This is a genomic window from Pseudarthrobacter siccitolerans (genome assembly GCF_001046895.1).
GTDB lineage: Bacteria > Actinomycetota > Actinomycetes > Actinomycetales > Micrococcaceae > Arthrobacter > Arthrobacter siccitolerans.
In genome coordinates, this window is sequence record NZ_CAQI01000046.1 from 141,768 (window position 1) to 166,115 (window position 24,348).

General features: G+C 65.7%; 13 protein-coding genes. 5 read left to right on the forward strand and 8 right to left on the reverse strand.

Annotated features, from left to right (window positions below; translation table 11 throughout):
- Positions 1-52: 52 nt before the first annotated feature.
- From ARTSIC4J27_RS13955 to ARTSIC4J27_RS13985, 7 genes are all read right to left on the reverse strand, one after another.
- Positions 53-1,024: an AAA family ATPase gene (locus tag ARTSIC4J27_RS13955; RefSeq protein ID WP_050055797.1), complete on the reverse strand. Its 972-nt coding sequence runs from the start codon at positions 1,022-1,024 to the stop codon at positions 53-55.
- An 82-nt stretch (positions 1,025-1,106) separates the two neighbouring features.
- Positions 1,107-7,205, reverse strand: coding sequence for an Ig-like domain-containing protein (locus ARTSIC4J27_RS13960; protein ID WP_050055798.1), 6,099 nt, complete (start codon positions 7,203-7,205; stop codon positions 1,107-1,109).
- Between the two features lie 155 nt (positions 7,206-7,360).
- Positions 7,361-13,024: an Ig-like domain-containing protein gene (locus tag ARTSIC4J27_RS13965; RefSeq protein WP_407681134.1), complete on the reverse strand. Its 5,664-nt coding sequence runs from the start codon at positions 13,022-13,024 to the stop codon at positions 7,361-7,363.
- A gap of 630 nt (positions 13,025-13,654) precedes the next feature.
- Positions 13,655-14,779 (reverse strand): adenylate/guanylate cyclase domain-containing protein, encoded by a 1,125-nt coding sequence (locus ARTSIC4J27_RS13970; protein WP_050055957.1) that lies wholly within the window; start codon positions 14,777-14,779, stop codon positions 13,655-13,657.
- Entirely contained in the window at positions 14,769-15,368 is a 600-nt protein-coding gene (locus ARTSIC4J27_RS13975; protein ID WP_050055800.1) for a PH domain-containing protein, read from the reverse strand. The genes ARTSIC4J27_RS13970 and ARTSIC4J27_RS13975 overlap by 11 nt, the downstream gene beginning before the upstream one ends.
- Complete coding sequence (locus ARTSIC4J27_RS13980; RefSeq protein ID WP_050055801.1) at positions 15,361-16,269, reverse strand: biotin--[acetyl-CoA-carboxylase] ligase; 909 nt, start codon at positions 16,267-16,269, stop codon at positions 15,361-15,363. The genes ARTSIC4J27_RS13975 and ARTSIC4J27_RS13980 overlap by 8 nt, the downstream gene beginning before the upstream one ends.
- 50 nt (positions 16,270-16,319) lie before the next feature.
- Positions 16,320-17,207, reverse strand: a complete 888-nt coding sequence (locus ARTSIC4J27_RS13985; RefSeq protein WP_050055802.1) for an SDR family oxidoreductase — start codon at positions 17,205-17,207, stop codon at positions 16,320-16,322.
- Between the two features lie 221 nt (positions 17,208-17,428).
- Between ARTSIC4J27_RS13985 and ARTSIC4J27_RS13990 the strand changes: the two genes are divergently transcribed.
- The 4 genes from ARTSIC4J27_RS13990 (at position 17,429) to ARTSIC4J27_RS14005 (ending at position 22,812) form a co-directional block, all read left to right on the forward strand.
- Positions 17,429-19,012, forward strand: coding sequence for an acyl-CoA carboxylase subunit beta (locus tag ARTSIC4J27_RS13990; RefSeq protein ID WP_050055803.1), 1,584 nt, complete (start codon positions 17,429-17,431; stop codon positions 19,010-19,012).
- Positions 19,013-19,026: 14 nt separating this feature from the next.
- On the forward strand, positions 19,027-19,248 hold the full coding sequence (locus tag ARTSIC4J27_RS13995) for an acyl-CoA carboxylase subunit epsilon (protein WP_050055958.1): 222 nt from the start codon (positions 19,027-19,029) through the stop codon (positions 19,246-19,248).
- A gap of 171 nt (positions 19,249-19,419) precedes the next feature.
- Positions 19,420-21,105: a DUF885 domain-containing protein gene (locus tag ARTSIC4J27_RS14000; protein WP_050055804.1), complete on the forward strand. Its 1,686-nt coding sequence runs from the start codon at positions 19,420-19,422 to the stop codon at positions 21,103-21,105.
- 273 nt (positions 21,106-21,378) lie between these two features.
- Positions 21,379-22,812, forward strand: coding sequence for a dicarboxylate/amino acid:cation symporter (locus ARTSIC4J27_RS14005; RefSeq protein ID WP_050055805.1), 1,434 nt, complete (start codon positions 21,379-21,381; stop codon positions 22,810-22,812).
- 94 nt (positions 22,813-22,906) lie between these two features.
- On the opposite strand, the gene ARTSIC4J27_RS14010 is transcribed toward ARTSIC4J27_RS14005, so the two are convergent.
- Positions 22,907-23,464, reverse strand: a complete 558-nt coding sequence (locus ARTSIC4J27_RS14010; protein ID WP_050055806.1) for a hypothetical protein — start codon at positions 23,462-23,464, stop codon at positions 22,907-22,909.
- Positions 23,465-23,638: 174 nt separating this feature from the next.
- On the opposite strand from ARTSIC4J27_RS14010, the gene ARTSIC4J27_RS14015 reads away from it, so the two are divergent.
- The gene (locus tag ARTSIC4J27_RS14015) at positions 23,639-24,331 is read left to right on the forward strand and encodes a TetR/AcrR family transcriptional regulator (RefSeq protein WP_050055807.1); all 693 of its coding nucleotides are present in this window, start codon (positions 23,639-23,641) and stop codon (positions 24,329-24,331) included.
- The last annotated feature ends 17 nt before the right edge of the window (positions 24,332-24,348 follow it).

Consider the following 24,348-nt stretch of genomic DNA (forward strand, 5'->3'; position numbering starts at 1 on the left):
TGTGAACCTTCGTTGTGCTGCTGGGGATGGACTGTTGAGCCGGGTGCGGCGGTCAGGCGTTGGTGCGCTGCTGGGGCGCGGCCACGTCTGCCAGGATGCGGGTCAGGACGGCTTCGGCGGTGGCACCGGAGAACTCGGCCTCCGGGTCCATCACAAAGCGGTGGGTCCACACCACGGGGGCGAGTTCCTTGATGTCGTCCGGAAGGACAAAGTTCCGTCCCTGGCCCGCTGCCCAGACCTTCGCGGCACGCACCATGGCCAGGGCGCCGCGCACGGAGACTCCCAGCCGGGTTTCCGGTGCGCTGCGGGTCTCCTCGCAGAGCCGGGAGATGTATTCCAGGACCACGGTGTCCACATGGGTTGTGGCGGCGAGGTCGGCCATGTCCGCCACAGCCTGGGTGGTGATGACGGCAGTGAGTTCCTGCGAGCGGTCCTTCAGGTTCGAGCCGCCCAGGAGCCGGACGGTGGAGGCGTGGTCCGGGTACCCGATGGACGTCTTGATCAGGAAGCGGTCAAGCTGTGCCTCGGGCAGCCGGTAGGTGCCTGCCTGTTCGATGGGGTTCTGCGTGGCCATCACCATAAACGGGCGCCCGGCAGCGTAGGTGACGCCATCCACGGTGACGCGGGATTCCTCCATGACTTCCAGCAGGGCCGACTGGGTCTTGGGCGAGGCGCGGTTGATTTCGTCAGCCAGGACGATGTTGTTGAAGATCGGGCCCTTGTGGAACTCGAACTTCTGCGTCTTCTGGTCATAGATGGTGACGCCGGTGACGTCCGAGGGCAGCAGGTCCGGGGTGAACTGGATGCGGTTGTTGGATCCCTGCACCGTGGCAGCCAGTGCCCGGGCCAGGGAGGTCTTGCCGGTACCGGGCGCGTCTTCAAACAGGACGTGCCCCTCCGCCAGCATGGCGGTGAAGGTCAGCCGGATGACGTGCTCCTTGCCCAGGACGGCCTTCCCCACGTTGGCGACGAGCTTTTCGAAGGTTTCAGCAAACCAGGCGGCCTGCTCGATGGTCATGGTCATGGGGTTGCTCTTCCTTCTGTGATGGTCAGGTTGTGGTGCGGGACCGGGGTACCGGTCCCGCTGGTGCGCCGGCAGTGCCGGCCTAGCGGTTGGGCATTCCGTTGGGCGGGTTGCAGCCGAGGCTGCTGGTATCGCAGCGGATCCAGTTGCCGGCCGCCATGCCTGAGGTCAGGTGGTACCAGATGCCGCTGGGGTTGTTCGACGTCTTGTACCAGACCTGGTACCGGTCGGTCTGTGCGCCGGCTCCGGCGTCGAGCCACTTGCCCTCGCCGTTGCACTGCGACGGGTTCCCGGCGACGTAGCTGTCCGTTCCCTTCCGGGGTTCGGTGCAGCTGCGGACCGGGCTCGCCGTGATGCCCCACGATGTGGGCGTGGGGCTCGCGCCGGATCTTGCGTTTGCTGATCCGATGGCGCCATCCACAAGCGTGACAGCGCGGACACGAAGTTGGCGGCTCTGGCTCCAGCCGCCAGCATCCCGGTCGTAACGGTTGGCTTTGCCCACGTTGATCCAGCCGCCGCCCTCGTAGCTAACTTCGTAATGGTCAAGCGCCCTGCCGTTCGTCGCGGGGTCGTTCCAGGTCCAGTGAACATCTCCGTCGCCTTGGGCCGACGTGGCGCCGTTGACGTTCGGTGCATTCGGCGGCCCATAGGGGTTGCCGGTGCCGATGGCGCTGGCATCGCCGGACACGTTGTTCTTGGTGGAGGTGGCGATGATGGTCACGGTGATGTCCCGGCCGTTGGTCATGCCGCCGATCACTCCCCCGCCTGCAGCGATGGCGCCGCTCTTGCCGTCGGCGTTGTAGCTGTAGGCGATTTCACTCGCGGTGGAGCCGTTGCGCTGGGCCTCGCTCAGCGGCGTGAAGGTTACCTTGAGCTGACCGCTGGTGCCGGTGGCCGCCACCGTTCCGCCGCTGACCTGGCCCGGCTTGCCTGCCGCGCGGATAGCGGCCGACTGGGGGCTGGTCCCGCTGGTTCCTGCCTTGTTCGTGGCGGAAACCGTGAAGGTGTAGTTGGTTTCCGAGTTGTCCACCGTTACGTTCTGCGTGGTGCCGGAAACCTGTTGGCTGGACACCACTGCCCCGCCCCGGAGGGTGGTCAGGGTGTAGGCCGAGACGGCGTCGCCGTTGTTGTTGGGCGCAGCCCAACTGACCTTCAGCTGGCTTTGCGAACCCAGTGAACCCGCCTGCGCAGCGGTGGGCGCGGTAGGAGTCGCCGGGACGCCCGCCGGAACCTCTGCGGCGGAGTAAGGGCTCCACTCAGATGGTTCTTTTGCGTCATTTCGCGCCAGGACCCGGACCTTGTAGGAAACGCCGTTCTGCAGTCCCTTCCAGACGTAGCTGACAGCGGTCAGGTTCTGGATCTGGGCGTTCTGCCCTGGCGGCGGCGGCGAGATTTCCAGGTCGTAGGACTTCACCGGCGATCCCTTGCTGGCCGGGGCGGTCCAGTTGATGGACAGCTCCTTGTCGCCGAACTTCATGGACGGCGCCAGCGGGGTATCGGGCTTGACGTCCGGACGCACCTCCGCGGAGGCCGGCGACCGGTCAGACTCGCCGAACTCGTTGGTGGCCGTCACCTGGAAGTGGTACTTGGTGTTGTTGACCAGACCGTTGAGGGTGCAGGTGTTGGCCGGGCAGTCCTGCTGGAACCCGGCTTCGCCGTACACCGTGTACTTGGTGATGGGAGAGCCGCGGTCTGCGGGTGCCGTCCAGTTCAGCAATGCCGTCTTGTCCCCCACGCTCTGGGCCTGCGGCGTGGTGGGCGCCTGCGGTTTGTCCTTGACGGTGAGCCGGATACGGGCGGTGGCCTGGCGGGAAGCGTCGCCGGTTTTGTCGGCCACTGTGTAGGACACCACCATGGTTCCGGTGAAGCCGGGGGCAGGTGTCACCGTGACCGAATCCCCGCCAACCTCCACGTTGCCGCTGCCCGTTTCGGTATTGGCAGCGATGATCTTCAGGGCGGTTTCCGGGAAGGGGTTGGCGTCATTGGCCAGGACGTTGACGGTCACGGGTTTGCCGGCGGCCGCATTGTCTTCCACGTCGTCGTTGGCCACCGGTTTTGGCCGGTTGGAGGCCGTCACCGCCAGCTGGTAGGTGGCGGTGGCTTCGAGTCCGCGGGGATCGCGGGCCTTGACCTGGACGGCGGCGGTGGTTCCCGTACCGCTGGAATCCGCCGCCGAGACCTTCAGGGCCTTGCCGTCGATGCTGGCGTTGAAGCCGGCCGGTGATCCGCCCACCAGCTCGTACTTCATTTTTTCGACGTCGTCCCGGTCCGGGTCCGAGGTCAGCTTGCCGAGGTCGGTGCTGGCGGAATCGCCCTTCGGGACCTCCACGCTGGCGCCCAGGAGCTCGGGCGGGTTGTTTTTGTTGGGATCAGGCAGCACTTTGGTGCGGATGCTGAGCGTGGACTTCAGGCCGGCCGGATCGTCAGGGCCGGTACCGTCGGTCACCTCGAAGGTCAGGGAACCGGGGCCCACGTAGTCGGCGCCGGCAGTGTACTTCAGGCCGGTGCCGTCGCCGGTGACGGGATCACCGGCGTCGGCGCCGATCAGTTTGATCCGGTCCGCCTGGGTCAGCCGCGGGGAACGGCCCTCGCGGACTTTCACCCACTCGTCCAGGTCAACGTCCACGGACTGGCCGGCGATGACCTCGATGACTTCGTCCTTGGCCAGGGTGGGCACCTGCTGTCCCAAACCCGGGACCCAGATGACCGCCGTCGACTGCTGGCCGTCCACATCCTCCACGGTGTACGGGATCAGCTGCGGCTGCTCGGTAAGGTCCACCACCATATTGCCCTCGGCGCCGGGCCGGGCCGTAGTGGCCTCGGTGCTGATCTTGAGGTTTTCGCCCACGCCGTCGGGGTCCTCGTCGTTCTTCAAGACGGGGACATCAACAGCGGTCTTTCCCAGGGTCTGGGCGGACGTCACCCTGTCGTCCCGGGCGATGGGCGCCTTGAGGGGCACCTCGTTGTCCACCACCACGCGGATGGCGGCCTGCGCCGAGGCGTCCCGGTCATCGGCGATGGTGTAGCGCACGTTGACGGTGCCCGCTTCGCCCGGCGCCAGCAGGATGATCCTGCCGCTGGCCTTGCTCACCGTGGCCTGCAGTGCCGGATCAGCTTCGATACCGTCAGTCACGATGCGGATCAAATCACCGTCCGGGTCGGTGTCGTTTCCAGTGGCGTCGACGGCGATCTGCCGGCCGGGCCGGACCCGCACCTCGTCGTCCACCGGAGTCGGTTTCTGGTTGACCTCGCCGCGCGGGGCCATCCCGACAGTCACCGTGCCGGTATTGACCGCGCCCTGGCGGTCCACCACCTTGTAGCGGAACGTGTCGGTACCGGCGCCGTCGCCGGCCGCCGTGAAGTCGATGAAGTTGCTGCCCACCGTGGCGGTACCCATGGTCGGGGTGCTGTCGATGCCGGTCAACTGGACCGAGTCGCCGTCAGGATCGATGCCGTCCAGCGGGACAGGAATCCGTACGGTGCCGCCAGCCACCACCCGTGCGGTCAGGTTCCGCGGCTGCGGACGCGAATTCTCAGCGCCTTCCAGCGGCAGGATATGGATGGTCACGGCGGCGGCGCTCTTTTGGCCCTGCGGGTCCACGGCGTTGTAGATGGCCCGGACCGTCTTGGGCTGGCTGCCGGCAATAAAACGGAGGGTGTTCTCCGAGACGAAGCTTTTCCCGTCAGCCGGGTCCACACCCTGCGGCAGGACCGGGTCCACGGTGAGTTCCTGGCCTTGGGGATGGGTGTCGTTGTCGAGCACAGGGATGGTGACGACGTCGTTCACCCGGACATTCACTTCGTCCGGCTTGGGCTGCGGGGCTTCCACGACGGCGGGGGCCGGCACCGGGACCACGGAGACGCTGCCGGTGGCGGACTTCTTCCCGTTGGACATGGTGTATTCAAAAACGAAGGGATCGCTAACGGCCAGGATGTCCGTGATGCGCAGGACGCTGTGGTTTATCACGCTCACAGACAATGGTGCGTTCTCAGGAAGCTTGACGGACTGCAGCACGAGTACTCCGCCGGACGGATCGGAATCATTGGCCAGCGGGTCCAGCAGCACGCTGCCGCCCGTCGGCATCAGCGCAACATCGTGAACGGCGACGGGATCACCGGTGTCATCACCGGATTCCACATCCACCCGGATGAGGCCCTGGCTGCTTTGCGGCCCGTTGCTGGCGATGTAGGTGAGGTAGACGGGCCCGGGGGTGGTGCTGCGGAAGGTAAACGTGCCGCCGTCGGTGACGGGTCCCAGCTCGGCCGGGCCGTTGGCTTCCACCTGGGCCAGCCGGAGGGCACCCCCGTTGGGATCGACGTCGTTCTTCAGCGGGGAGATGACCAGGTCCTGGCCGAACACGGCTGTGACGTGGTCGGCGTTGACTACAGGGGCCAAAGCACCGGGCGGCTGGACGTTCACCACTACTTTCCCGGTCACGGTGGCGCGTCCGTCCCAGATGGTGACTTCCACGTTCTTCTTGCCGGCGGTGGCGCCGGAGTCCTGGAACGTGAGCAGGCCGTCGCGGCGGACCTTGACCTGGTCCTGGTCGTTGTCTGCCTTCGCGTCCAGCAGTACCAGGTCGTCGCCGTCGGGGTCGATCCAGTCAGTGAGGATGTTCTGGCTGACGGTCTTGCCCTGTTCCACCAGCATGGTGGTGTTGTCGCCGCGCTTGAACTGCGGCGGTTTGTTCTCCTCAGGCGCCATCACTGTCAGGGTGACCTGGCCGGCGGCGGAGAGGCCGCGGCCGTCAGAGGCGTTGTAGCTGAACGTCTCCGTCCCGGGTTTCGCATCCGCCGGCACCGAGACCTGGAACGCGGTGCCGCCGTAGATGTTCTCCAGGGTGCCGGCCTTGGGGCCGGAGTCTGTCACCGCTGCGGTGAGGACGTCGCCGTCGGGGTCCGAGTCATTGTCCAGCACGCTGAGGATCGTGGTCCGGCCCGGGCGGACGCCCACGGCGTCGGGCTTGGTTTCGGGCGGACGGTTGGGTTTGGTGCGGTCCGGCAGGACGTTGATGGTGTTGTTGTCCGCCGACTCCTGGTCCTGTTCGTCGGATTCGTTTTTGGGCGGGATGACGTCGTCCCAGTTGTTGACCAGCTGCATGTTCTGGTTGACCAGCCACACGTTCCCGGAATTCACATCATTCAGGACCACCAGGTCCCGGTTCACCCGGAAAACATACGACGGCGACGCACTCGCCTTCGGCACCTCAACGTTCTTATCATCCGCATCATTCGTGCAGTCACGGACATACTTGTTCGCCCCGGACCACGCCGCATGCACACACCCGCCCAACTGCACCGGCGCCGCCGGAACACCCTCACCACCAAACGCCACCGCCTTCGCCGTACCGCCGTCCAAGGGCTGCTTCAACAACGCCTTCGGCGTCGAAATCGCAACAAAGTCACTACCCGGACCGGTCTGCTGCAACCTCGCATCCCGCGCATTCTCCAACTGCAACCGCTTACCACCAGGCAGGAACAACTCCCCAGCCGCCGCATCCAGCAACACCGGCCGATCCCCCACCACCGTTATCTGCAGATCCCCCGAGCCCTTCAACTCCCCCCAGGTCTCAGCATCCGAGGACGTGACCTCACCGTTGGCATCAACACCAGTCACCGTCACCACACCGGACTTCGGATCCGCCGTGTAAATCCGGTCATCGGCCCCCACCGCCGACACCGAACCCTCCGAACCCACCAACACCGGCTCGGTGGCCTCCTCATCAAAACCATTCACCGTCGACGGCGACACCGCCCACACCTTGCCCGACGCAGCATCCGTCACCGAAATCACCGACGAACCAAAACTCACATCAGCAGCACCCGGCAACCGCTTATCCCCACCCAAACGCATATTCGCCGGCGACACCTGATTCAACGTCGAACCAGACTCATCATCAACAAACACCTCCCCCGCGTCCTGCAACACATCAAACGTCGTCGACGCCGGCGTCACCGCCCCATCCAAAACACGCGACGGATAATTCAACCGCCCCACCGCATTCTTTGACTTCGACACCACCCACACGCCACCATCATTCAAATCCACCTCAGTGGTCTTAAACCCCGGATACAACACAGCACCCGTCACCACCACAGCAACAGCAGCACCAAACGCAGTACCACTCACGACCTTCTTATGGCGCGTCTTGAGACCAAGCTTCCCCAGCAGACTTGTCACAGCGTTACGTTTCCCTCAGTTTGTGTGGCCGTACGGCAGCCCGTCCGCGTACTGGCATGAGACTCTCTTTTCCCCGGCGCAAGCCTACCGAACCCTTACAGACCCCGCGATGGGGAGCCCTCCCCAGCGCCGGGCCCTGGCCCGGCGCCTTCCGGCTATGGTGTGGCTCCTGTCGGGAAGGTGCACAGCGGCACACCGCTTTGGGCCGGCGTACCGATCGTCGTGTGCCTCGAATCGATCCAGCGGGTCGCGTTCGGTGAACCGCGCATGATGTAGTACCACTGGCCGTCCCCGCTGTAGGTGGTGCCGTGCGGCTTCCAGCACATAATGGTGAACGAGTCCATGTGGGACATCCACGGCCGGTCGTAGCCGCCCTTGCCGTCGCAGGTGTGGGCCACGGGATCATAGGACGTAGGCCCGGGAAGATCGGTACAGCTGCGGTCCATCCCGGTGTTCAGGCGTGTGGCCCAGCTGGTCTTCTGCGCACCTGACTGTGCCGACGCCGAGGCCAGCGGTCCGCCGGTGCCGCGCGAGTTGACGCCCTGGACCTCGATGTAGTGCCGCTCGCTGAAGCCGCCGGTGTTGATCGTGCGGCTCCCCGACGCCGCAACCCGTTCCCAGCCGCCGCCGTCGATCCTGATCTGGGTATAGGCGATGTCCCAGCTCCCGGCGGGGGGCGAGGACCAGCTCAACGTCAGGTTCTTCTGGTTTTCAGCGCCATCCGTCCCGGAGGCCGACGGCGTGCCGGGCCAGCCATAGGGGTTCACGGTTGCCGGAGCACTGGCGTCGGAGCTGGGTGCCACGGCGGAGTTGGCGACCACGGTGATGGACGTGCTGGTGCCGTTGGTGAAGCCGCCCACTGTTTGCCCGGGCTTGATTGGACCGGTCTGGCCGGTGCTGGCGCGGTAGGTGTAACTGACCTCGGCGTACGACGAACCGTTTCGTTCGGCGGCGGTCAGCTCCCGGAAGTTGATGGTGACGGAACGGCCGGCCCCTCCGGTGTCTGCTTCGGTTGCGGACACGCCGCTGACCTGGGCGAGCTTGCCCGTGGCCCGGCGCGGAGCCGAGGCGGCGCTGACTGCTCCCTTGCCGGCCTTGTTCTCGGCCTGGACGGTGAAGGTGTACGAGGCTTCGGAGTTATTCGCGGTGAAGTTGGCGGTCCGGACGGTGCCTGCCACCACCTGGGTCTGGGCCGCGCCTCCGCCGCCGCTCATGGTGACGTAGTAGTTCCTGATGGCGTCGCCGTTGGTGTTCGGTTCGTTCCAGTCAACCTTGAGCTGGTTGGACGTCCCTACCGAGGATGCCACGGAGGACGTGGGCGCAGCCGGAGCAGCGGGGACGCCGGCCGGGTTGTCCTCGGCCGAGTACTGGCCCCAGTCGGACGGGCCGAGCTCGTTGACGGCCTGGGCGCGCACCTTGTAGCGCACACCGTTGGTCAGTGCCGGCCAGCTATAGCTGAGTCCGGTCACGCCGTTCTTGACGGCGATCCCGTTGGCCGGCGGCGGGGAGATCTCCAGGTTGTAGGTCTTTACCGCGGAGCCCTCGGTTTTGGCAGGGGCCCAGCTGATCTCCATGTTTTTGTCGCCGGCCTTGACCGTCGGGGCGTCCGGAGGTGAGGGTTTTTCATCCGGCCGGATCTCGTTGGACACCGGCGAAGGGTCGGATTCCCGCACTTCGTTGGTGGCCGTGACGGTGAAGACGTACTTGACGTCATTGGTCAGCCCGGTCAGCGTGCAGGTGGTGGTGGGGCAGTCCTGCGTGAAGCCGTTGCCGGAGCGCACCGTGTACTTGGTGATGGCGGCGCCATTGTCCGACGGCGGTGTCCACTTGAGCACGGCGGTCCTGCTGCGGACGTCCGTAGCCGTAGGGGCGGAGGGGGCGTCGGGCCGGTCACGGACGGTGATGCGGATCCTGCCGTCGGTCTGCCGGGAGATGTCCTCGGTCTTGTCCATGATGGTGTACCGCACCACCATCACCCCCTTGAACCCGCTGGCCGGGGTCACGGTGATGGAGTCGCCGGCCACAGCCGGCTGCCCGGCGGCGGAGCCGGTTTCCACGGTGGCGGACGTGATCCGCAGCGGGGTTTCCGGGAACGGGTTGAAGTCGTTGCCGAGCACGTTGACGGTCTCGGTGCTGCCGGCGTTGGCTTTGTCCACCACGTCCTCGTTGGCCACCGGCAACGGCCGGTTTGAGGCAACAACGGTTGCCGTCACCGTGGCACGGACCGGCTCGGACCGGCCGTCAGTGACTTTGAGCGGAATGCTTCCCTTCCAGCCTGCGTCCCTGGCCGATTCCGGGGTCACTTTCAGGGTTGATTTGTCCACGCTGGCGGTGAAGCCCTCGGGCAAGGAACCGTCGAGTTCGAACGTGAGCTTTTCCTGGTCGCCTGAGTCCACGTCCTTGGCAAGGTTTCCCAGCTCAAGGGTGGCGGATTCGCCCTTCGGCACGTCGAGGGTCGCACCGCTGAAGGTGGGCGCGTGGTTGGCGTTCGGGTCCGGAATGACCTTGGTAATGATGCTGAGGGTGGACTTGAGCCCGGCAGGATCATCCGGTCCGGTACCGTCGGTCACTTCGAAAGTAACGGACCCGGGACCTACATAATCCTGAAGGGCTGCGTAGCGCAGGGCGCCGCCGTTCCCGGCCACCACGTCATCCGGTTCCGCACCCTGGACGCGGACCTTGTCCACCTGGGTGATAAGGGGTGTGCGGCCTTCGCGGACCCGTACGTAGTCGGCCAGGTTGAGGGTGAGCTCCTTGCCGGCCATGACCTCCACGACGTCGGTCCTGGCCAGGGTGGGGTGCTGTTCCCCCTGCCCGGGAACCCAGATGACTGCCGTGGCGCTTTGGCCGTCAACATCGGTGACCGTGTAGGGCACCAGCTGGTCCTCCGGCGCGAGCGTGACCTGGACTGTGCCGTCTCCGGTGGCGCGGGCGTTGGGGTTGCCGTCAGGAAGGCCGATCTTCAGCTCGGAGGCGACGCCGTCGGGATCGGCGTCGTTCTTCAGCACCGGAACATCCACCGCCGACTTGCCCAGCGTCTCTGCCTGCGTGACCACGTCATCCTTGGCGAGCGGAATCTTCAGCGCGGCATCGGGGCTCACCCGGACCCGGATCACCGCGCCCGCCTGGGCTTTTTTGTCGTCCTGGATCTTGTAGCTGACGCTTTCGTTGCCGGCGGCGGCGGGCGCCGTGAGCAGTACCTTGCCGCCCTCAGCCGCTTCGACGGAGAGCTCGGGGCGGGCTTCGAAGCCATTGGAAACCAGGCTGACCGGGTCACCGTCCGGGTCCGAATCGTTGGTGAGTGCGTCCACTGCGATCTTCCGGCCCGGGCGGACATCCACGGCATCATCGATGGCGATGGGTTTCTGATTGTTGGTCTCCTGCGGCGCGATCCCTACGATCACGGTGCCCGTGTTCTCGGCACCAATACGGTCCCGGACGCGGTAGGTGAAGGTGTCCGTGCCGGCGGCGTTGCCTGCGGCGGTGAACTCCAGGTAGCCGTCCTTAACAACTGCCGTTCCCATCGCCGGCGCTTTATCCACGCCGGTCAGCTGGACGGAGTCGCCGTCGGTGTCCACGCCGTCCAACGGCACCGGGATGCGGACCGTCATGCCTGCCACAACACGGGCGGTCAGGTTCCGGGGCTCGGGCCGGGTGTTGAGCTGGTCATCCCGGGCCCGGATCCGGATGGTCACCTGCTGGGAGTCGGACTGGCCGGACTCGTTGGTGACCTTATAGATGGCGTACACCGTTTTGGGCACATCAGCGGCGATGAAACGCACCGAATTCCCGGAGGTAAAGATGCGGCCGTCTGCCGGGTCCGGTGTCTGCGCCAGGACGGGTTCAAGGGTGAGCTTGCCGCCGTTGGGGTCCGTGTCGTTTTCCAGCACCGGAATGGTGACCACGTCGCCGGTGCGGACGGTGGCTTCGTCCGGTTTGGCCTGCGGCGCCTGGAGCTTCGCAGGGGCGGGAACCACCAGCACGGAAATTTCGCCGGTGGCGGAGGACTTGCCGTTGGAGATCGTGTATTTCACGCTGAGCTGGCCCTGGGCGCGGAGGTCCGTAATCCGCACCACGGAGTGGTCCAGGACCGCGACGCTCAGCGGCAGCCCGTCCGCGGCGGTCACCGACTGGACCACCAGCACACCGCCGGAGGGGTCGGAGTCGTTGCCCAGAACGTCCACCAGAACGCTGCCGCCGCTGGGCAGCAGGGCGGTGTCACGGACTGCCACGGGGGCGGCGTCACCGCCGCCGGGCACAACGTCGACGCGCACCAGCTGCTGGGCGCTGGCGGGTCCGTTGGTGACGAGGTAGGTGATGTAGTGGGCGCCCGGTGCGGTGGCGTTGAACGTAAACGTTTGCTGGTCGGCGCCCATGACTGCCGTGGAGTTTCCGTCCGGGGTGATCTGGGCTAGCCGCAGTGCGCCGCCTTGCGGGTCCGAATCATTTTTCAGCGGGGCGATCACGGTATCCACCCCGGCGACGGCCACCACGTGGTCGGCGTTGGCAATCGGCGGCAGGGCACCGGCCGGCTGCACGTCCACGGTGACTTTGCCCTCAGTGGTGGACCGGCCGTCCGAAACCGTGACGGTAACGGTTTTGCGCCCGGGGTCGGACCCGGAGTCCTGGAAGCTGAGCAGCCCGTCCGGCCGGATCTTGACCTGGTCGCGTGGATCACTGCTGGCAGCGCCGACAACGAAAAGGTCGTCGCCGTCGGGATCGATCCAGTCGGGAAGGATGTTCTGGCTGACCACCTTGCCCGCCTGCACCACCAGCGTGGTGTTCCGGTTGGGTTTCTGCCGCGGGGCGGAGTTCTCCCCCGGCGGGACGATGTTCAGTGTGACGTCGGCGGAGCCGGAGAGGCCCCGGCCGTCGTCCACCGTATATTTGAAAGCCTCTGAACCGGTCTTGTCAGCGCCGATGCTGACCTGGAAACCGGTAGCGCCGTAAATGGGTGAGAGAAGGCCGGACTGGAGCGGCTCCGGAGTTCGGACGGTGAGGATGTCGCCGTCGGGGTCCGAGTCGTTGTCCAACACCGGGAGGATGGTGGTCTTTCCGGCGCGCACGCCGAAGGTGTCCGGCTTGGCCACGGGTGCGCTGTTGGGTTTGGTGCGGTCCGGCAGGACTGTCTGCTGGACTTCGTCGGCGGAGTCCTTGTCGGCGTCGTCCGAGGTCTGCTGCGGCGGGATGACGTCGTCCCAGTTATTGACCAGCTGCATGTTCTGGTTGACCAGCCACACATTCCCGGAATTCACATCATTCAGGACCACCAGGTCCCGGTTCACCCGGAAAACATACGACGGCGACGCACTCGCCTTCGGCACCTCAACGTTCTTATCATCCGCATCATTCGTGCAGTCACGGACATACTTGTTCGCCCCGGACCACGCCGCATGCACACACCCGCCCAACTGCACCGGCGCCGCCGGAACACCCTCACCACCAAACGCCACCGCCTTCGCCGTACCGCCGTCCAAGGGCTGCTTCAACAACGCCTTCGGCGTCGAAATCGCAACAAAGTCACTACCCGGACCGGTCTGCTGCAACCTCGCATCCCGCGCATTCTCCAACTGCAACCGCTTACCACCGGGAAGGAACAACTCCCCAGCCGCCGCATCCAACAACACCGGCCGATCCCCCACCACCGTAATCTGCAGATCCCCCGAGCCCTTCAACTCCCCCCAGGTCTCAGCATCCGAGAACGTGACCTCACCGTTGGCATCAACACCAGTCACCGTCACCACACCGGACTTCGGATCCGCCGTGTAAATCCGGTCATCGGCCCCCACCGCCGACACCGAACCCTCCGAACCCACCAACACCGGCTCGGTGGCCTCCTCATCAAAACCATTCACCGTCGACGGCGACACCGCCCACACCTTGCCCGACGCAGCATCCGTCACCGAAATCACCGACGAACCAAAACTCACATCAGCAGCACCCGGCAACCGCTTATCCCCACCCAAACGCATATTCGCCGGCGACACCTGATTCAACGTCGAACCAGACTCATCATCAACAAACACCTCCCCCGCGTCCTGCAACACATCAAACGTCGTCGACGCCGGCGTCACCGCCCCATCCAAAACACGCGACGGATAATTCAACCGCCCCACCGCATTCTTGGACTTCGACACCACCCACACGCCACCATCATTCAAATCCACCTCAGTGGTCTTAAACCCCGGATACAACACAGCACCCGTCACCACCACAGCAACAGCAGCACCAAACGCAGTACCACTGAGCAGCCGTCGCGGACGGAAGCGTCCTTCCGCGGTTCCCGGCCCTTTTGAGCGCGCAGGTCTGCGAAGTTTCACGATGTTGTTTCCCCCAGTAAGGCAGCGGCATAGCCGGTTTCCGGCATGCGGTGGCCGGGTGTCTTCCGACTATATCGGAATTCACCATCAAATGGATAAAGTCAGTGCGGACGGTTTACAGCCCGCCGGTCAGTCCAGGACAAGCCCCTTGCCCAGGCCGCGCGTGAGGCGCACAGGCCGGATCTCGCCGAAGCCGCGGACATTTTCGGGCGGCTGGGGCATCAGAACAAAACGTTCATCGTGCTCCAGTGCCGACGCTGTCATGGAGTCCACCAGCACGGTTCCCGGATCCGCGAGCGACGTCAGCCGCGCGGCAAGGTTAACCGTAGGCCCGTAAATATCGCCGAGCCGGGACAGGATCCTGCCCCACACCATGGCCACCCGGGCTTCGGGCAGGATCTCGTCTTCGGTGAAGGCGTGCGCCAGTGCCAGCGAAATTTCCGCTCCCGCGGCGGGTGTTTCGGCAATGTAGAGGACTTCGTCGCCCACCGTCTTGACCAGCCGGCCGCCGCCCACGGAAATGATCTCCGCGCACTTGTTCTCGAAGCGCTGCACCAGGCGGGCCAGCGTTTTTTCGTTCATCCGCCGGGACAGGCTGGTGTAGGAGACCAGGTCCGCGAAGCCGACGGCGCGCGCCAGCGGCAGCGGGGCGTCATCCTCGTCGCCGTCGCGGCCTTCTTCACTTGCCTGCAAACCGGCCTCGGCGCGGACCGCCAGCCGCTGGACGCCGGCGTTGAGCTGGCGCCGCCAGGAGTAGACCAGGACTTCCTCCAGTGCGTCCACCAGGGCGGGGAGTTCGTTCACCAGGCGCTTGCGGGCCAGGGCGTCGCTGACGCCCTGCTCGTGCACCATATCCTCCACCAGCGCCTCGATCTGCCAGACCACCATGCGGTCCGTCATCTGCCCGATGGAACGCGTGACGGAGATGGCCGCTTCCTCGGTCAGCTTGCCGGATCGGACCAGGTCCACCACGGTGGAAAGGGCGGCCTGGTCGCGTTCGGTGAAGGCAAGATCCTCATCCCCGAAGTTGGGAAAGCCCAGCGCGCGCCACAGTTTGCGTGCAGAGAGCAGGGACAGCCCTGCGCCGGCAGCAACTTCACGACGGCGGAGCTTGCGTTCCCCGCCCAGGAGCCTGGCCTCAAGGGCTTTCATGGCGAGCCGCTCGGCGGACATGGTGCCGGTGGGAGGATGGGCGTCTGCCCCGGGAGCGGGCGCGACGGATCCGACGCGTTCCTGCTGGTCCTCATCGTTCATCCCGTCCACCTTCTCTCATTTCCCACGGCAAAGCTTCGGCGGGGTAATCCGCTGGCCCGCCCGGCTGGACATCCTGCCCTTCCGGCAGGTCTTCAATGGCGTCCAGGATGAAGTCCCGAAACCTGGCCACCTCCGGCACGTCCGGGAACGTCACCGCTGACTGATACCCGGTTTCCAAGGATATATTCCCGGAGCGGAAGAGGCGCTGCAGGACCGATTCATGGACGGTGAGGTTGCGCACCGACGCCAGGTTCACCTGCTGGTCACGCCGCTTCCATATCCCGGACCTGGCCACGAGCCTGCTGCTGGTAAGGGTGTACCGGGTGCTGTGCCACCGCAACAGCCGGGGCAGGCAGAAGCCCAGCCATACAGCGGCGGCGGCAAGGATGCAGCCGCCCACCAGCCACGGAGTCCAGCGGCCTGAGAGCGCGGGCACTGCCCGCGCGGCCCCGCCGCGGATGAGCCAGGCGGAACAATAGGCTGCGAGCGCCGGCGCGAGAATAAAGGCAGCCACGGCGCCGGCAAGCTGCCGCGGCTGCGGGCGGGTGGCCACAATGACCTGCTCGCCCGGCTGGAGGTCTCTACGCATAACCGCCTTGGCCGGAAGCGTCCGGGGAAGTCCACGGCCGCAGATGCACCACGTCGCCGGCGGTGACCACATGTTCGCGGGAGTCGCGGTCCACCACCAGCAGGGAACCGTATTCGTCAAGCCGCGAAGCATGGCCGATGATCTCATGGTCCCCCGGCAGCTGCGCCCGGACCTGTTTGCCCAGGGTGACCATGACGGCCTCTACCCGCTTATGCAGGGACGGCCCGCCCGCCATCCCTGCCGCCGGGTCGCCGTCGGCATTGCAGAAGCTGCGGTAGAGCACGGAGAAGTTTGACAGGTAGCTTTTCAGGAGCACTGTCCTGTCGGCCGTTTTGGCCCCTTCCAGCACCACCGAGGTGGCGGTGGGAACAGGCAGTTCAATGGCGGTAAGCGTCACGTTGAGTCCGGTGCCCAGGACCACCGGCGGCACTGAGCCGTCCACCATGGGGCCCAGCTGGGCCAAAATGCCGGCGATCTTCTTCCCGCGGACCAGGACATCGTTGGGCCATTTGAGTTCGGCGGGGATACCGGCGGTTTCGAGGAGGGTTTCGCGCAGCGCCAGGGCTGCGATCAGGGACAACCAGGAGTAGCTTTGCGTGGGCAGCGGCCGGCCTTCGGCATTGGCGGGGCGCAGCACAACGGACACTGAGATGGAGCTCAGCGGCGGGGCTTCCCAGTGCCTGTCCAGCCGTCCCCGCGCAGCTGTCTGGTACTCGGCGGTGAGCACAGACAGGTCCGGCCAGGCCGCTGGCTCCACGCTGACGGACCGGAGGAGGTCGGCATTGGTGGATCCGGTGGAGTCCACCACGTCAAGCCGCGGGATGCCGGTGGCGGACAGGAAACGCTCGTCCGCCAGCTCCCTCCGGCTCAGGGGCGTACCGGGGGTGTGTGCGTCATCCATAGCTAAATCCTACAGAGCCAACCCGCCCCGGTCCGTGCCCGCTCCCGCCCCTACAGGAAGATGTCCGCTACAAGCCGGTCCTCCGGTGCCCCCAGGCTGTAGGGACGGAAGTCCGCTACCCCCGCCGCTGCCAGGACTTCTTCGTCCGTGTAGAAATTTCCGCTGGCCGCACCGCCGGCCGCAAGGTTGGCGCCGGTCAGGACGGCGTGGGCGGCATCAGCCATGATCTGCGGCCCGCGTGCCGCCTGCACTATCTGCTCGCCGTGGGGCATGTTCCGGATTGCTGCGGTGTCGATCAGGGTGCAGGGCCACAGGGAGTTGACCCGGATCCCGTCCGCCTTCAGCTCTTCGGCAAGCCCCAGCGTGGTCAGGCTCATTCCGTATTTGGCCATGGTGTAGGCCAGGTGCCTGCCGGCCCAGTGCGGGTCCAGGTTCAGCGGCGGTGAGAGGGTCAGGATCTGCCCGGACGCGGAGGCTCGCAGGGCGGGCAGTGCCAGCTTGGACAGCAGGAACGTCCCCCGAACGTTGATGTCCTGCATGAGGTCGTACTTTTTCATGTCCACCGCGTCCGTACGGGACAGATCGATGGCGGAGGCGTTGTTGATGACGACGTCGATGCCGCCAAAGCGGTCCACGGCGGCCGAGACGGCGCGCGCCACGTCGTCGTCGTTCCGCACGTCACCCACCAGGGGAAGCGCCTGGCCGCCGGCGGCCACCAGCTGCTCTGCGGCCGTGTACACGGTGCCGGCAAGTTTGGGGTGCGGCTCGCCGGTCTTGGCCATCAGCACGATATTGGCGCCGTCCTGAGCGGCGCGCATCGCGATGGAGAGCCCGATTCCGCGGCTTCCGCCGGAGATCAAGAGGGTGTGCCCCCGCAGGGAACCCGAGGCCTGGTAGGGACTTGCCGGAGAGTCCAAAGCGTCGTTGCTCAAAGTCATGGAGCCACTCTAACCCAATTATGTTACCGGTGAGTAACTTATTGCAGCGTGCTGCGGCACGGCAGAAAATTGTAGGTTTTCTACAGCAGCCGGCGCCAGAAGCGTCACTAGACTAGCCAGCAGGGTTCGTTTTTTGTGTGGATGCTACTTAACTCCCGCAACAGACCAGCCAGCAACAAAAGCGCCACTGGACCAATCTGCTACAGAGCCGGAGATATTTGATGAGCCACGATCTGACAACGACAGCGGGAAAGATCGCCGATTTCCGCGACCGCCAGGCCCGTGCCGAACAGCCCTCCGGCCCCGAAGCGATTGAAAAGCAGCACGCCCGCGGCAAGAACACCGCACGCGAGCGCATCAGCCTCCTGCTCGACGAAGACTCCTTTGTTGAGTTCGACGCCCTGGCCGTCCACCGCTCCACCGCATTCGGCATGGAGAAGAAGAAACCGCTGGGTGATGGCCTGGTTTCCGGTTACGGCACCGTGGACGGCCGCCCCGTCGCCGTCTACAGCCAGGACTTCTCCGTCTACGGCGGCTCTTTGAGCCAGGTCAACGGCGAGAAGATCGTCAAGGTCCAGGAGTTCGCGCTCCGCAACGGCTGCCCGGTGGTGGGCATCCTGGACGGCGGCGGCGCACGCATCCAGGAGGGCGTCGCCTCGCTGGCGATGTTCGCCGACATCTTCCGCAACAACGTCCACGCCTCAGGCGTGGTCCCGCAGATTTCCCTGATCATGGGCCCCTCCGCCGGCGGCGCCGCCTACTCCCCCGCCCTCACCGACTACGTGGTGATGGTGGACAAGACCTCGCACATGTTCATCACCGGCCCGGACGTCATCAAGACGGTCACGGGCGAGGACGTGGACATGGAGACGCTCGGCGGGGCCCGCCAGCACAACGCCACCACCGGAACGTCCACCTACCTGGCCGCGGACGAAGCCGACGCCATCGAGTTCGTCCGCGAACTGCTGGACTTCCTGCCGTCAAACAACCTTTCCGAGGCACCTGTCTTGGAGCACCAGCAGGAGCTGGAGATCGACGACGACGATCTCGCCCTGGACACGCTCATCCCCGATTCGGCCAACCAGCCCTACGACATGCGCAGCGTAGTTGAGCAGATCGTGGACGACGGCCACTTCCTGGAAATGCAGGCCCTGTACGCCCCCAACGTGATGATCGGCTACGGCCGGGTGGAGGGCCACACCGTGGGCATCGTGGCCAACCAGCCCCTGCAGTTCGCCGGGACGCTGGATATCGCCGCTTCGGAGAAGGCTGCCCGCTTTGTCCGCCACTGCGACGCCTTCAACATCCCCATCATCACCCTGGTGGACGTCCCCGGCTTCCTGCCCGGCAAGGACCAGGAGTTCCAGGGCATCATCCGCCGCGGCGCCAAACTCCTGTACGCCTACGCCGAAGCCACCGTACCCAAGCTCACCGTGATCACCCGCAAGGCTTACGGCGGCGCCTACATCGTGATGGGTTCCAAAAAACTGGGCGCTGACCTGAACCTCGCCTGGCCCACCGCACAGATCGGCGTGATGGGTGCCCAGGGCGCCGTCAATATCCTCTACCGCCGCGACCTGGCGGCAGTGGCCGAGGCCGGCGGAGACGTCGAGGCCCGCCGCGCCGAGGTCATCCGCCAGTACGAGGAAGAGCTGCTGAACCCGTACCAGGCAGCCCAGCTTGGCTATGTCGATGCCGTCATCGCCCCCTCCGAAACCCGGACCCAGATCATCAAGGGCCTGCGCGCGCTCCGCGACAAACGCGCCAGCCTGCCCACCAAGAAGCACGGGAACATCCCGCTGTGATCCCCGAAGATCCGATGGTTGAGGCTGCCGGGACACCCGGCGCACCGCTGCTGTCTGTCGTTAAGGGCCAGCCGACGGCCGAGGAACTGGCCGCACTGACCGCCGTCGTCCTTTCCCTGGGCGGCGGCGAAGCGGAGCCCGAAAACAAGCCGTCCGTCCGGCACTGGGTGCGCCGCCAGCAGCTTCGGCTCGCCCCCACGCCCGGTCCAGGGGCCTGGAAGCGAAGCCGCGGCTGATCCTCCCCGTCGGCTCCCAAATCTCGCTTCGCTCGACTTGGGCCCCTCGCCGACGTGGGCCCACCCGCCGCCTAAATCTCGCTTCGCTCGACTTGGGCCCCTCGCCGACGTGGGCCCACCCGCCGCACCAGCCTCCTTCCGGAACGCTGGGGGCACGGTTAGTGTCGTGGGGTGACTACAGACACCGCACCTGCCGCCCGCCCGGAAACCCGCATCGATGCCGTCGCAGACAAGTACACGGACACGCTGATCAGGCTTAATCCGTCGTTCGCCACCACCCTTGGCGTGCCCGGACACGAGACCGAATACCAGGACTTCTCCCCCGCCGGCATCGCGGAATTCGCCGAGGCTGCCCGCCACACCCTGGAAGAACTTGAGGGACTGGAGCCCGAGGACGACGTGGACGCCGTCACCCTCGACGCCATGCGGGAGCGGCTGGGCCTGCAGCTGCTGATCCATGCCTCCGGCTGGGAGTACGCGGACCTGAACAACATCGCCTCCCCCGCCCAGGACATCCGCGCCATCTTCGACCTGATGCCCACTGAGACGGAACAGCACTGGCAGCACATTGCCGGCCGGGCGCGCAACGTTCCAGCAGCGATCGCCGGCTACACCGAGTCGCTCCGGCTGGCCCGGGACGCGGGCCGCGTGGCAGCCGCGCGCCAGGTGAAGATCGTTGTCGAGCAGGTCACCAAATATGCGGCGGAGGACGGCTTCTTCGCCAAGCTTGCCGCGGAAGCCTCCACCGCTGCCGGCCCCCTGCCTGCCGAAATCCAGGAAGAGCTCGACGCCGGCGCTGCCGCCGCCCGCAACGCCTACGCCGGGTTGGCGGATTTCCTCCGCCGGGAACTGCTGCCCGCCGCGCCCGAAAAGGACGCCGTGGGAAGATCCCGCTACGCCCTGGCCTCACGCTCCTTCCTGGGCGCCACTGTGGACCTGGAGGAAACCTACGCCTGGGGCGTGGAAGAGCTGGACCGCCTGATCGCCGAGCAGGAACAGGTGGCCCACACCATCAAAGCCGGCGCCACCATCGACGAGGCCAAGGAAATCCTCAACAATGATCCCGCCCGCCAGCTGAAGGGCAAGGAGGCCCTGCGGGAGTGGATGCAGCAACTCTCGGACAAGGCCGTGGCGGAGCTCGCAGGCGTCCACTTCGACATCCCGGACGTAATGAAAAAACTGGAGTGCCTGATCGCCCCTACCGATGAAGGCGGCATTTACTACACCGGCCCGTCGGACGACTTCAGCCGCCCCGGCCGCATGTGGTGGTCCGTCCCTGCCGGCGAGGACACCTTCACCACCTGGGCCGAAACCACCACCGTTTTCCACGAAGGCGTCCCCGGCCACCACCTCCAGGTGGCCACCGCAACCTATCGCCGCGAACTGCTGAACAAGTGGCGGCGGAACGTGTGCTGGACCTCCGGCCACGGCGAAGGCTGGGCACTCTACGCCGAGAAACTGATGCAGGAACTGGGCTACCTCAATGATCCCGGCGATCACATGGGCATGCTGGACATGCAGCGGATGCGGGCCGCCCGCGTGGTGTTCGACATCGGCATCCACCTCGAACTGCCGGTCCCCGAACGGTGGGGCTTCGGCACCTGGACGCCGGAGAAAGGCTATGACTTCCTGAAACAGAACCTGCCCATCAGCGAAGGCCAGCTCAACTTCGAGTTCACACGCTACCTCGGCTGGCCGGGACAGGCTCCCTCCTACAAGGTGGGTCAGCGCCTCTGGGAACAGATCCGCGCCGAACTCGAAGCCCGCCCCGGGTTCGACCTCAAGGAGTTCCACACAAGGGCTTTGAACATCGGCTCCGTGGGACTGGACACCCTCCGGCGCGCACTGCTTTCCTGACTCCAACCAGTGGTCACCCCGGCCCGGCGAGGCTGCCTTCCTCTGCTTGCTGCTCCTTCGTCGCTTTGACGCAAGCTGCCGGAAGGCACCCACGTCGGGCCTTTTGCTGTGCCCGACTCGAGACGTTAAGCACACCTGGGCCGGGAATAAGTAACAATACCGCCGGAAACCCTTGATTTGGCGCGGATCGGGGTCCGGGAGTGGAATCCTGGGCGCGTAATATTTCTCAATGTTCGTTCGTCGTGATATGGAGCCTGGCCCTAACGTATTCGGGTGAGCACTCAAACCCGCCCCTCAGAATCCGCCAAGACCGGCTTCCAGCTCCCCAAGTGGGCTGGCTCGTTCGGCTTCCAGATCATTGCCGCCCTGATCGTCGGCCTTGGCCTCGGCCTGCTGGCCAAGTACACCGGCAGCACCAAAGCCAGCCCCAACGGTCTCGGCGCCACACTGCAGACCATCGGCTCCAGCTACGTGTCGCTGCTGCAGACCGCCGTCGTGCCCCTCATTTTCACCGCCGTCGTCAGCTCCATCTCCAACCTCCGCCAGGTGTCCAACGCGGCCAAGCTCGCCTGGAACACCCTGCTGTGGTTCGCCATCACTTCCCTGATTGCCGTGCTGATCGGCATCGGACTGGGCGTCCTGCTGCAGCCCGGCGCCAACACCGGCATCACCGAGGAAGCCAAGTACTCAGGCAAGTCCGGAGACTGGTGGTCCTTCCTCGTCGGCCTGTTCCCCAAGAACTTCCTTGGCCTGGGCGCCAGCTCCACGGTTGCCGAATCGGGCGCCGTCACCACTTCCGTGAGCTTCAACGTGCTCCAGATCCTGGTGATCGCCATCGCCGTCGGTGTTGCCGCCCTCAAGGTGGGCAAGGCTGCCGAGCCCTTCCTGAACCTGAATGCCTCCGCACTGGCCGTCATCCAGAAGGTCCTGTGGTGGATCATCCGCATCGCACCGCTCGGCACCGTTGGCCTCATCGGCAACGCCGTCGCAGTCTACGGCTGGGACACCATCGGTTCCCTGGGCAAGTTCACCTTCGCCATGTACGTGGGCCTGGCCCTGGTCATCTTCGCCGTCTACCCCATCCTGGTCCGCAGCCACGGCCTGTCCGTCAAGCAGTACTTCTCCGGCGTCTGGCCCGCCGTCCAGTTGGCGTTCGTCTCCCGCTCCTCGGTGGGCACCCTGCCGCTGACCCAGCGTGTCACCGAGCGCAGCCTGGGTGTCCCCCGCGCCTACGCCTCCTTCGCCGTGCCGCTGGGCGCCACCACCAAGATGGACGGCTGCGCAGCCATCTACCCGGCGATCTCAGCGATCTTCGTGGCCCAGTTCTTCGGCATCCAGCTGGACTTCAGCCAGTACCTGCTGATCGCCCTGGTGTCCGTCCTGGGCTCCGCGGCAACCGCCGGAACCACCGGCGCTGTGGTGATGCTGACACTCACGCTCTCCACGCTCGGACTGCCACTGGCCGGCGTCGGGCTCCTGCTGGCCATCGATCCCATCCTGGACATGGGCCGCACCGCGGTGAACGTGGCCGGCCAGGCGCTGGTCCCCACCATCGTGGCCAAGCGCCAGGGCATCCTGGACGAGCAGCTGTACAACGCACCCCGAAACGGCACGCCTTTTGTTGACGACTCTGCCGACAACGCCAGCCCGTCCGACGGAACCTCCACGGACACCACGCCGCGTGAACTGGCGGACGCGAAGGCCTAAAAGGGCCCGTGCTCACCCCTGGCAGTAACAACTGCCGGAACGAAGAAGTCCCCGGGAAATTTCCCGGGGACTTCTTTTGTCTTTGACGGCCGGGTCAGTGGCCGCCAATAACACCGTTCTGTACGGCCTTGGTGACGGCGTCGGCTTCCGCCTGCGTCAGCTTTCCCTCGGTCACGGCCTGGTCGAGCCGCGTCTTCAAGGCAGCGGCCTTTTCTGCCTGCTTCTCGGTACGTAGCTCCTCCAGCGCGGCGCTGACCTTGGACTCCTCAATCCCCAGGGACCCGGCCAAGGATTTGGCCAGGGCGGCATCGCGGACTGCCTGGTCCGGCTTCGCGCCGTCGGCCGGCGGGCTGGTGGGCTTGTTTGCCTCACGGAACGCCTGCAGTGCCTCCGTCACCTTCGCCTCCTCCACGCCGAGCTTCTCCGCGAGCGCCGATGCCTGGGCGATGCCCCGCTCACCGCCGTGGCCGCTGTGCTTGCCCATGCCGCCGGGGGCCGTGCTGGTGCTTCCGTCTGCTGAAGCGCTGGAACTTGCACTGGGAGCGGGGGTTGGTGTGGTGGTGGCGGAGGCCATGCCGGCAACGCCGATACCGGCACCGAGGGCCAGTGCCGTGGCTGACAAGCCAAGGGTCATTTTCTTTGTGCGTGACATTCTGCGTCTCCTGGATCTGCCGTCGGTGACGGCTGCTGATGGTTCATCCCTCCCGGGACATTCCAAGCATCGCCAGGCCAGTTCTGGAAGAGCTGTTGGGAACCTTTCATCTACCTGTGAATGCTGGCGCAGGGAACTTGCCCAGCGTGCAAACTTGCACGTAGTGTAATCGCTATGGGCACTCCCACCGACATTCCCGCAGAAGCCGCAACCCCATCCAGGCGCGAGCTGAACAAGGCGGCCACCCGCCAGGCCATCACGGACGCCGCTTTGTCACTGCTGCGCAGCCGCGGGCCTGGAAACTTCACGGTGGAGGACATCGCGGATGCTGCGGGCATCTCCCGGCGGACCTTCTTCAACTACTTCGGCAGCACCGATGCGGCCCTTGCCTCGGTCACGCACGGGTTCCTCGACAACGCCATCCAGCAGTTCCGGCTCCGGCCTGCCGAAGAACCGATCCTGCACTCGGCACAGGCCGCCCTGATGGCCCTCGCAGACCCTATGACCGTGGCACCGCTCGCGGAACTGTTTACGCTCACGCAGCAAAGCACGCTGATGTCGCACTCGGAGCTGCAGGCCTGGGAGCACTGCACCGAACAGATCATCGCCGTCGCCCGGGAACGAGTGGCGGGCGGCGCCGACAGTGTGGACGAGCTCTACGTCCGCGCACTGGCCGGTGCGGTGATCTCCTGCGGCAAGGCTGCGTTGGAGGTGTGGTTCACGCGCCGCGGCGCCGACCTTTCCGCCGCTTCCCTCGCCGAGCTGCGGCAGCTGCTCATCGACTCCATGGCGCTGCTGGGCTCCGGTTTCACCGCGGGCACCAGCCCTGCCCACCGTTCCGCTACTTCCGCATCCGTTTCCTCCTGATCAGATCGGTTTCCTGT

Bases quoted from the DNA above. Each gene is read 5' to 3' on its own strand.
- ARTSIC4J27_RS13955 (WP_050055797.1), bottom strand. From the start codon at position 1,024: ATGACCATGACCATCGAGCAGGCCGCCTGGTTTGCTGAAACCTTCGAA.
- ARTSIC4J27_RS13970 (WP_050055957.1), bottom strand. From the start codon at position 14,779: ATGAACGATGAGGACCAGCAGGAACGCGTCGGATCCGTCGCGCCCGCT.
- ARTSIC4J27_RS13975 (WP_050055800.1), bottom strand. From the start codon at position 15,368: ATGCGTAGAGACCTCCAGCCGGGCGAGCAGGTCATTGTGGCCACCCGC.
- ARTSIC4J27_RS13980 (WP_050055801.1), bottom strand. From the start codon at position 16,269: ATGGATGACGCACACACCCCCGGTACGCCCCTGAGCCGGAGGGAGCTG.
- ARTSIC4J27_RS13985 (WP_050055802.1), bottom strand. From the start codon at position 17,207: ATGACTTTGAGCAACGACGCTTTGGACTCTCCGGCAAGTCCCTACCAG.
- ARTSIC4J27_RS13990 (WP_050055803.1), top strand. From the start codon at position 17,429: ATGAGCCACGATCTGACAACGACAGCGGGAAAGATCGCCGATTTCCGC.
- ARTSIC4J27_RS13995 (WP_050055958.1), top strand. From the start codon at position 19,027: ATGGTTGAGGCTGCCGGGACACCCGGCGCACCGCTGCTGTCTGTCGTT.
- ARTSIC4J27_RS14010 (WP_050055806.1), bottom strand. From the start codon at position 23,464: ATGTCACGCACAAAGAAAATGACCCTTGGCTTGTCAGCCACGGCACTG.
- ARTSIC4J27_RS14015 (WP_050055807.1), top strand. From the start codon at position 23,639: ATGGGCACTCCCACCGACATTCCCGCAGAAGCCGCAACCCCATCCAGG.